Below are 8632 nucleotides of genomic sequence, written 5' to 3'. Positions count from 1 at the left end.
TATTCTCCGATCCCAATTTCCCTCTTATTATACAAGAAATACCCTATAGAATAGACTTTTTTCAAGTGTCTACTCTATAGGGTACATTTTATACATCGCTTCTTTTTTATTTGGATTTAGTTTAAAAGTTTTTCTTTCTGTTTAATAAACTCTTCATCTGTAATCAAGTGTGGAAAAATCATGTGAATCCACGGCTTCACACATGTTACATTCAAAAAATGTATGAACTTTAAATGTTTTAGCAATAGACCATGAAGAATACATGAAGAAAAGATTAAAGTACCGTGAGAAGGGTGCTTTTTCTTTGTCCCTATGTTTTTTCATTTTCCTTATAGAATCCTTATAATTGTCGTTTATTCTAGACTTACCATATACGAGGAGGAAGTTTTGGATGAATGAGATTATTTTAGAAACAAAAAATCTTTGCAAAACATTTCGAAAGCAAAGTGTAGTACAAAATATTTCACTGTCTGTACCGAAATATTCAATCTATGGATTGTTAGGTCCTAATGGGGCGGGGAAATCGACCACTTTGAAAATGATAACGGGCATGCTTACGCCTACTTCTGGTGAGATTTATTTTGATGGTCATACATGGACGCGGCGCGATTTACATTCTATTGGTGCTTTAATTGAGTCTCCACCGCTTTATGAAAATTTAACAGCAAGAGAAAATCTGCTGGTTCGTACGACTGTTTTAGGTTTGCCTAAATCAAGGATTGATGAGGTATTGCGTGTTGTGGAGTTAGAGAATGCAGACAGGAAAAAAGCACGGGAATTTTCTATGGGAATGAAGCAGCGATTGGGAATTGCTATTGCATTGCTGAATCATCCGAAGTTTTTAATATTAGACGAACCGATGAATGGACTTGATCCTTTTGGGATTCAGGAATTAAGAGAATTAATTCTTTCCTTTCCTGGAAAAGGAATTACTGTTATTTTATCCAGTCACATTTTAAGTGAAGTAAGTCAAATTGCAGACCATGTTGGGATTATATCAAACGGTGTATTGGGATATCAGGGAAAACTGAATAAGAATGATGACCTGGAAAATTTATTTGTACAAGTGGCTGGAAAATATAAAAGGGAGGTATAAGAAATGATTTTATATTTTGCATCTGAAAAAATTAAAATTAGACATACTTTTTTAAATAAACTTATATGGCTAGTTCCATTCGCTACAATGTTGATTGCTTTTTTATTATCGGCGGATTATTTTCAATTATCTAGTTACAATTGGTGGTACATTATGATGCTTCCAGGAATGCTTTCTTTAAGTTGTGTACTTCTTGCGGAGAAGGATAAAAAAATGAATAATCGTTCCATTTTATCTTTACCCGTTTCCTTAAAACGAGTATGGATTTCTAAAGTATTACTGATTTTAGGGATTTTGAGCTGTTCATGCATAATTTTTTTCTGTGGAATCCAGTTATCTAGTTTACTATTAAATAAAGAGAATTTCCGAATCATTCCTGCGGCGAATGCACTACTAGGAAGTATTCTTCTAATCGTTACTTTTATGTGGCAAATTCCGATATGCTTGTTTTTAGGTAATAAAATAGGTCTGTTTCCGACGGTCCTATTGAATATAGGAGCAAATGGAGTATTAGGGGTTGTATTGGCAACAGAAAGCATTTGGATGATTAGTCCATATACATACCCAAGTAGACTCATGATTCCTATTTTAAAAATACTACCGAATGGTTTATATGCAGAACCAGGAAGTGTAACGTTCACACCAGAGCTCCTTTCCTATCATGTAATATTGCCAGGCGTGGCAATTTCTGTCGCGTTGTTCTTTTTGTTCACTTATGTGACGGCAAAATGGTTTGAAAAGCAGGAGGCAAAATAGCATGGGAGTTTTGTCGAGGGTATTAAGAGCTGATTTTCTAAAAATGAAGCATACGATTTTTTTCTGGATACATATAGTGATGCCAATCATCGGGATTGTTCTTTTTTTAAGTTATTATTCCTTTTCAAAAGTTGATTCTATGAATAAGGTTTCAGGTTATATCCAAGTATTATCAATAGCTTTTCCTTTGCTAATTAGTATTGTGTGTTCTTTTATTGTAGAGCAGGAGGCGTTGGCAGGGAATTTTAAAGAACTTTTATCAACGGAATACGGAAGACGTAAAGCATTTATTAGCAAAGTATGTTTACTGTTAATATATGGGCTTTGTTCTACTATATTGGCAGTCATTGGGTTTGCGGCAGGTTTTCATTTTTTGCTAGGGCAAAATGAATTTCCACTTGGTTTGTATGTTGAGATTTCCTTCATTCTTTTTGGATGTCAAATCTTTATGTATATATGTCATCTGTTCTTAAACTTTCGCTTTAGTAAAGGTGCTTCCATTGGGGTTGGAATTATAGAAAGCTTGCTGGCAGCTTTAATGCTTACAGGGCTGGGGGATGTAATTTGGAAATACACGCCATGTGCGTGGGGTGTGAGATTATGCAATCATTTTTTGGGATACAGATTGAATCCTGATTCTTTTCATGTCTTACAAGTAGATGCAGAAATTGGAGCAGTGATTTGCGTTTGTTTCACGATCGTAGCGTTTATTGTTTCTCTTATATGGTTTTCCTTTTATGAAGGACGCAAAGAAATGTAAGTACATTTGTATTATAATGGAAGCGAGAGGAGGGATTCTGTATGGCAAGAATATTAGCAATTGATGATGAAGAAGGCATCCTTTATATTATAAAAAGTGCTTTAGAGAAAGAAGGCCATGAGGTAACTGCCGTTAGTAATCCTCTTACTATATCAAAGGATAAATTTTGTTATTATGATTTAATTCTATTAGATGTCATGATGCCAGAAGTAGATGGATTTACACTTTGTAAGGAAATACGGGATTTGGTCGATAGTCCAATTGTGTTTCTAACTGCCAAAACAATGGAGAAGGATCTGATCAAGGGGCTTAGCTTCGGCGGAGATGACTATATTACAAAACCTTTTGGAATTGGAGAACTGCGTGCAAGGGTGTCCGCACATGTAAGGCGTGAGCATAGAGAAAAGCAAAATGCATTTTTCCTATCAGGTCTTACATTTTATCTATCGTGTAAAGAAATATGGCATGACGATACATCTATCGCATTTACGAAAAGTGAATACGGAATTTGTGAGTATTTAGCTTTGAATCACGGGCGAGTATTTTCAAGAGAAAAGATTTACGAAAATGTTTATGGATATGAGGGAGAAAGTGATAACCAAGTAATTGTGGAACATATTAAAAATATCCGTCATAAATTATCTAAGTATGGCATGAATCCAATAGAAACAGTATGGGGAATCGGATATAAATGGAAAAAATAAAAAAACAAGTCAATCTTAGCAAAATTTTAATACAGTATATTTTCGCATTTTCAATAGGAACGATTGCTTTAGTTGCTTTTCTTGTTATCCTGTTCCAAATTGGACTTAACACAGAGGTAATCCTTCCAGCAAATTATTATGAGAAACAGATTGAGGCGCAACGAGCTGACATAGTAAAAGCAGAACAGGGCGATGGTCAGATTTTAAAACAATATAAATATGCTGTGTATGATTTTTCAGGAAACGTTATTCAAGGGAGTATTGATAAAGATTATGCGGGGCAAATATGGAATAACATACAGAATGATGAAAAAGGTGACAATAAGTACTATTATTCAATTATAGAACGCAATAAAGATATTTGTGTCGTTTTATATACCTTACATACTAATTATAACAATTCTTTTTTGCAGAAGTTTTTACCAAGTCCAGAAGTTTGTTTATTTGTCCTTTTTATTCTATTATTTTTCGCAGAAGTGCTATTTTTATCTCGCTATTTTGGTAAATCATTGTCAAAGGAAATGCTGATTTTGAAAGAGATAACGGATAAAATTCAAAAGGAAGATTTAGATTTTCAAGTAGAACAATCTAAAATAATAGAAGTGAATGAAGTATTAAATTCCTTAGTGAAAATGAAAGATGAACTGAATGATTCCTTACGTACACAGTGGGATATGGAAACGAATAGAAGAGAACAGATTGCTGCTTTGGCACATGACATTAAAACGCCATTAACGATACTGAGAGGGAATGCCGAGCTATTAAATGAATCCATGCTGGATTCAGATCAGAAGAAATGTAATGAGCATATTTTGAAAAGTGTTGATGAGATGGAAGTGTATATGAAATCTTTGCTCGACATTACGAAATGTGAAGAAGGCACTTCACTTCAATTTAAGCAAATAGATCTCCACGACTTTATTCGTAATATTATGGAGGAAAGTGCAATTTGTGTCTTGGACAAACAGTTAAATCTAATTAAAAAGGTTGAGGACATACCAAATTTTATTCAAGCTGATGAGGCTGCGTTGAAAAGAGCCATTATGAATGTGATGATGAATGCAATTGAATATTCTCCAGCAAAAGATGACTTGATGTTTTCAGTTGAAACGATTAGTGAAAAAGTCCAATTTATTGTCGAGGACTCGGGAAGAGGATTTACAGAAGAAGAAATGAGTTCAGCTACAGAGCAGTTTTATAGAGGGGATAAAAGTAGAAACTCTAAAAATCATCATGGAATTGGCCTATACATTGCCAAAAACTTTGCGAAGCAACACGGTGGAAATCTTTACTTAAGCAATTCAAAAAAGCTGTGCGGTGCAAAAGTTGTTTTGGAAATATCAGTGTAGTAAGGAGAATGGACAAGGCTTTGTCTAGTTCATAATAGTAGAGAATGTAAGCGAATATGTGGCTCTAGGGGCTGTTTGCTATGAGTTTGTGAAATGAAAAACCGCATCAGGAGTTGATGCGGTTTTTCGTATGATTTTTTAATTCTGACTGGTGCGGATTTATCCCATGCGTTCGCTAACAATTAATTTCTTGGCTATATGGATATTTTAGTTTTAATGCAATCCTTCTGTGAATAAAAAAGGCACTGTATATCAGCACTTTTAAAAAGGAAAGTTTGATAGTAAACTCTCCTTTTTAAAGGGGATATGAGCTGTATAATAAGGATTAATACTTAAAACGTAACTATGCATGGTTAAAATGAAGAACTATAGGATTATTTATTTTTATTATTATTAATTTTTTCAGTATATAAAACTTGCTCTTTATAATGCTTCTTAATTGGGAAATTGTGTGTACCTGTGCTGTTTTTGAATTTTTTATCAATGGGGTTTTTTAGAGGGATTGTTGTAGTTTCAGTAAATTCATATGGGTAATTTATTTTAGATTTATCTTCAAACATGAAAGTGCCTCCTTTTTAGGATTTCCTAAATTCTTTACTATAACATGATATGCATATAGATTTTTTTGGGACTAGTTATTTATATAGGTTAATGGAATTTAATTACATAATTACTGGGATATTTTAATGGAAAGCAATTTGAGAAAGATATTTTATGAATAGCCGTTGACTACTATTGTTGTTTTTTAAGTTATTGTGATGTATCTGAAATGGCATACAGGTTCATTTAACAACTATTATGTGAGGGGGTTTTTTTGTTTATCAGCGAAGTACACAATGCATATATATTCGTTATAGATTGTTTTTATAATGTTGTTTATATGGGGTTTTCCTGATAATATAATGTAAAATATTATATTGTTATTAGGTTATTAGGAACATTTAATGTTGTTTCACAACTGAAAGGGAATTGAAAAAGAACTGAAACTTTTCTCATAAAAATTCAATCTTACTTGAAAAATGAAAGGAAAATGAAATTTTCCAAAAGAAATTCTTTGTTAAGATAAAGAGCATACATACAAAAAAGTATTGACATTTGGAGAAAAACGTATTTTCAAGATATAGTGGGGGAAAAGATGAGATTAGAAAAACAATTAATAAAAAAGATGTATTATGAAACATTCCTAATGGAGAATGAGACACAACCACCTCTTCAAGTACTTGGAGAAGTTTACTTAAACGAAGAAAAAGATGAGATTTCCGATGGGTCTTATATTCGTTTTGCACAGGGTGAATTTTATTATCACCATCAAGATTTTGAAGCAGCTATTTTTAAATGGGAGAAAGTTAGTAATGAATTAGCACCATGGGCACAAAAAAATATTGCGGATGCTTATTTCGAACTTAACAGATTATCAGCTGCTGAAGATGTTTATACTTCCATTACTACTGATAACAAAATATTGATGACTGAAATTGGACTGCAATTACTTTCTCTTTACATAGAGCAGAATAATTTTGATTCAGCTTTCGCTGTTATTAAAGAAGCGGTTTCTTTAAATCCTGATTATCCAAACGTCACAATTATTGCCCGTTCCTTTTATGAGGAACAGCAAGATTTTGATAGTGCAGTAGAGCTTGCTGTGAATGAGTTAATTCGAATAGAATCTTATCCGTGGTTTGAGGTTCTAAAAGGATATATCGATAAAGGATTTACTAAACATATTTCACCAGATTATTTTTATGAAGTATTAGTTACATTAAATAATGTAGATCAAGTGCAATTTACGCAAATTGTTTCATCACTTTGGAACAGTTATAAAAATGAACAAAATTACTTATTATGGCTTAACACAATAAATGAGTTTTTCTTACATATCGAAATACATTCGTCCGATATATGGGACAAAATTTCTTCTCTTTATGAAGAAACGTACTTTGAATTAATTCAAGGTCAATATATGCTTAGACAATTACACGATATCGTTCCAAATCTGTTAACAAATTGGTTAAAGGTAGTCAATCCGTCTCATGCTGTATTTCCATCAGCAGCGGTATTGGTATGGGATGAGATTTTCCCTTCCAAAATAGATTCAGCAAATATAAAACATGCGGAAAACCTACTGTTATATTCTATTAATCATGTGAATGGCTTAGAGTATAGTTTAGATCTTTTTGAATCTATTACACAGTGGGCACAAAAGCATGAAATAGAAATGGGTCACAGATTTAGATGGTTAGTTGGCGAGCTTGCAGATTTAAGAACAAATCGTATTTTAGTAACGGGAACTTCAGGAAACGGAAAAACTGCATTTATTAACTCCATATTAGGAGAAAATATATTAGAAAACTCAATCTCAAATGTAGTGGTTTTAAAAAATGATGCTCATACAGAAATTAACGCTATAACAGATTCAGCCATTACAACAACTGAGAATTTCTATGATTACCATAATATGATGGCAGTGCATCATCAAACATATAGAGATAGAGCATGTGTTGAATTTAAATTACCATGCAGATTTTTAAGCAAAAATAAACTTACATTTGTAGTTACCCCTGGTTTTAATAGGAATAACGACACTAGAGATGAGATATTTGAATATTTAAATTCTGTAGATGAATTATTGTTCGTATTGAATGCGGATTCACCTTTTACTGACAAAGAACGTGACATTCTATTAAGCATTCAAGAACATACACCAAATCTACAAATTCATTTCTTATTAAATAAAATAGATAACATTTACAGTGAAGCAGAAGTAAAAAGAGTATTACATGATACGCAAGCGAGAATAAACACATATTTCCCACATGCGAGACTTTTCCCTTACTCTTCGTTATATACAAGTAGTCAACAACTAAATGATTTAACTGAGTTTATTCGTTTTAACTTTAACCATAAAAATATCGATGCAGAACGTACTGAAAAGCTATTGTATTTCATTCGAAAAACAATTACATATCTTTTGGATAAACGCGTTGAGAAGGAAAATAATCTAGTGGATGTTATTAATTGGAATGAAGATATGTTAGTTAAACTAAATGGTTGTATTAATAACCTTACTGCTTTTGAGAAGGAAAAAATTCAATTAATTACAGAATCATATCGTGCAATGAAAACTGAAATTACTAATGATCTTACTGAACATATTCCGAAGCTATTACAGAGTTGTTCTGATTTAATTAGTGAAGAAAGCGATTTCGGGCACATTGATATGGAACTAAATACATCGATGAACGAAAGAGTGCACAAATATTTAGAACAAACTGTATTACCTAATTTTGCTCGTTCTATGCAAAATTGGATTGCAACTTCTAATAATGAGCTCCTTCAAAGTCAATCGTACTTAGAAGAACTCAGTGAAGGACTTAATTCTTTATTTGGAGAAAATCGAATACAGTTAGAATGTGACTTTAAAGTACTGGATGACTGGCGCAGAGATACTGATAGAATGACGACTGGAATACAAATGGAAGAGGTAAATATTTTACGTCGATTTACGCCAGCACAATTTTTACTGAAAAGTGCCGGTAAATTATTTGGGGTTCTTCCAAAGAATAGAGCTATGCTATATAACAAATACAAACAGTATTTAGAAAATGAAGATTATACCGAGGTAACGGCTTCTATTATGAAGAAATTTTTCTTGCAGTTTGAGCTGTTTGAAAATACGCAAGAGCGGGATATTAATATGTTCTTTAGGAATCCATTTAACTCCTTAAAACAAGCTGTAGAAAATACTCATTTAGAAATACAAGAAAAACAAGAGATATTACATAAAATGAAATCAAATCCTGAAGTCCATCATGATTCTATAACTCTCTTTGAATTGAGATTACGTCAATGTGAAGTAATCTTAAATATAGGTGAGGATCATGCCTATACAGATTTAACTTTAGAAACAACTATAGAATAAACGTGAAACAATTCCAAAATATACAATGAAAGTGGATTTTGGAGTTGT

At 32.6% G+C, this 8632-nt stretch carries 7 protein-coding genes; 6 read left to right on the top strand and 1 reads right to left on the bottom strand.

The genetic code is table 11. The annotated features are described in order from the left end of the window. Nucleotides 1-391 precede the first annotated feature (391 nt). The 5 genes from MR065_RS24165 to MR065_RS24145 are packed head-to-tail and all read left to right on the top strand — an operon-like array spanning nt 392 to nt 4665. Nucleotides 392-1096: a lantibiotic protection ABC transporter ATP-binding protein gene (locus tag MR065_RS24165; RefSeq protein WP_242215339.1), complete on the top strand. Its 705-nt coding sequence runs from the start codon at nt 392-394 to the stop codon at nt 1094-1096. Between the two features lie 3 nt (nt 1097-1099). Beyond that, nucleotides 1100-1852 (top strand): lantibiotic immunity ABC transporter MutE/EpiE family permease subunit, encoded by a 753-nt coding sequence (locus tag MR065_RS24160; protein ID WP_242215338.1) that lies wholly within the window; start codon nt 1100-1102, stop codon nt 1850-1852. A gap of 1 nt (nt 1853) precedes the next feature. Then, complete coding sequence (locus MR065_RS24155; RefSeq protein WP_242215337.1) at nt 1854-2612, top strand: lantibiotic immunity ABC transporter MutG family permease subunit; 759 nt, start codon at nt 1854-1856, stop codon at nt 2610-2612. A 41-nt stretch (nt 2613-2653) separates the two neighbouring features. Further along, nucleotides 2654-3316, top strand: a complete 663-nt coding sequence (locus MR065_RS24150) for a response regulator transcription factor (RefSeq protein WP_242215336.1) — start codon at nt 2654-2656, stop codon at nt 3314-3316. Beyond that, entirely contained in the window at nt 3304-4665 is a 1362-nt protein-coding gene (locus MR065_RS24145; protein WP_242215335.1) for a sensor histidine kinase, read from the top strand. The genes MR065_RS24150 and MR065_RS24145 overlap by 13 nt, the downstream gene beginning before the upstream one ends. A gap of 374 nt (nt 4666-5039) precedes the next feature. Here MR065_RS24145 and MR065_RS24140 read toward each other — a convergent pair whose 3' ends face one another. Further along, nucleotides 5040-5225, bottom strand: coding sequence for a hypothetical protein (locus tag MR065_RS24140; RefSeq protein ID WP_097902897.1), 186 nt, complete (start codon nt 5223-5225; stop codon nt 5040-5042). Nucleotides 5226-5800: 575 nt separating this feature from the next. Between MR065_RS24140 and MR065_RS24135 the strand changes: the two genes are divergently transcribed. Then, entirely contained in the window at nt 5801-8584 is a 2784-nt protein-coding gene (locus MR065_RS24135; RefSeq protein WP_242215334.1) for a dynamin family protein, read from the top strand. Nucleotides 8585-8632: the final 48 nt, after the last annotated feature.

The sequence above is a fragment of the Bacillus cereus group sp. BfR-BA-01383 genome (assembly GCF_022663495.1).
Lineage (GTDB): Bacteria > Bacillota > Bacilli > Bacillales > Bacillaceae_G > Bacillus_A > Bacillus_A cereus_AU.
Note: the sequence above shows the minus strand (reverse complement) of the source record. Positions and strands in the feature narration are given on the sequence as shown.

What these genes read in the sequence shown, in the direction of transcription:
- MR065_RS24150 (WP_242215336.1), top strand. Translation starts at nt 2,654, where the DNA reads ATGGCAAGAATATTAGCAATTGATGATGAAGAAGGCATCCTTTATATT.
- MR065_RS24155 (WP_242215337.1), top strand. Translation starts at nt 1,854, where the DNA reads ATGGGAGTTTTGTCGAGGGTATTAAGAGCTGATTTTCTAAAAATGAAG.
- MR065_RS24165 (WP_242215339.1), top strand. Translation starts at nt 392, where the DNA reads ATGAATGAGATTATTTTAGAAACAAAAAATCTTTGCAAAACATTTCGA.
- MR065_RS24145 (WP_242215335.1), top strand. Translation starts at nt 3,304, where the DNA reads ATGGAAAAAATAAAAAAACAAGTCAATCTTAGCAAAATTTTAATACAG.
- MR065_RS24135 (WP_242215334.1), top strand. Translation starts at nt 5,801, where the DNA reads ATGAGATTAGAAAAACAATTAATAAAAAAGATGTATTATGAAACATTC.
- MR065_RS24140 (WP_097902897.1), bottom strand. Translation starts at nt 5,225, where the DNA reads ATGTTTGAAGATAAATCTAAAATAAATTACCCATATGAATTTACTGAA.
- MR065_RS24160 (WP_242215338.1), top strand. Translation starts at nt 1,100, where the DNA reads ATGATTTTATATTTTGCATCTGAAAAAATTAAAATTAGACATACTTTT.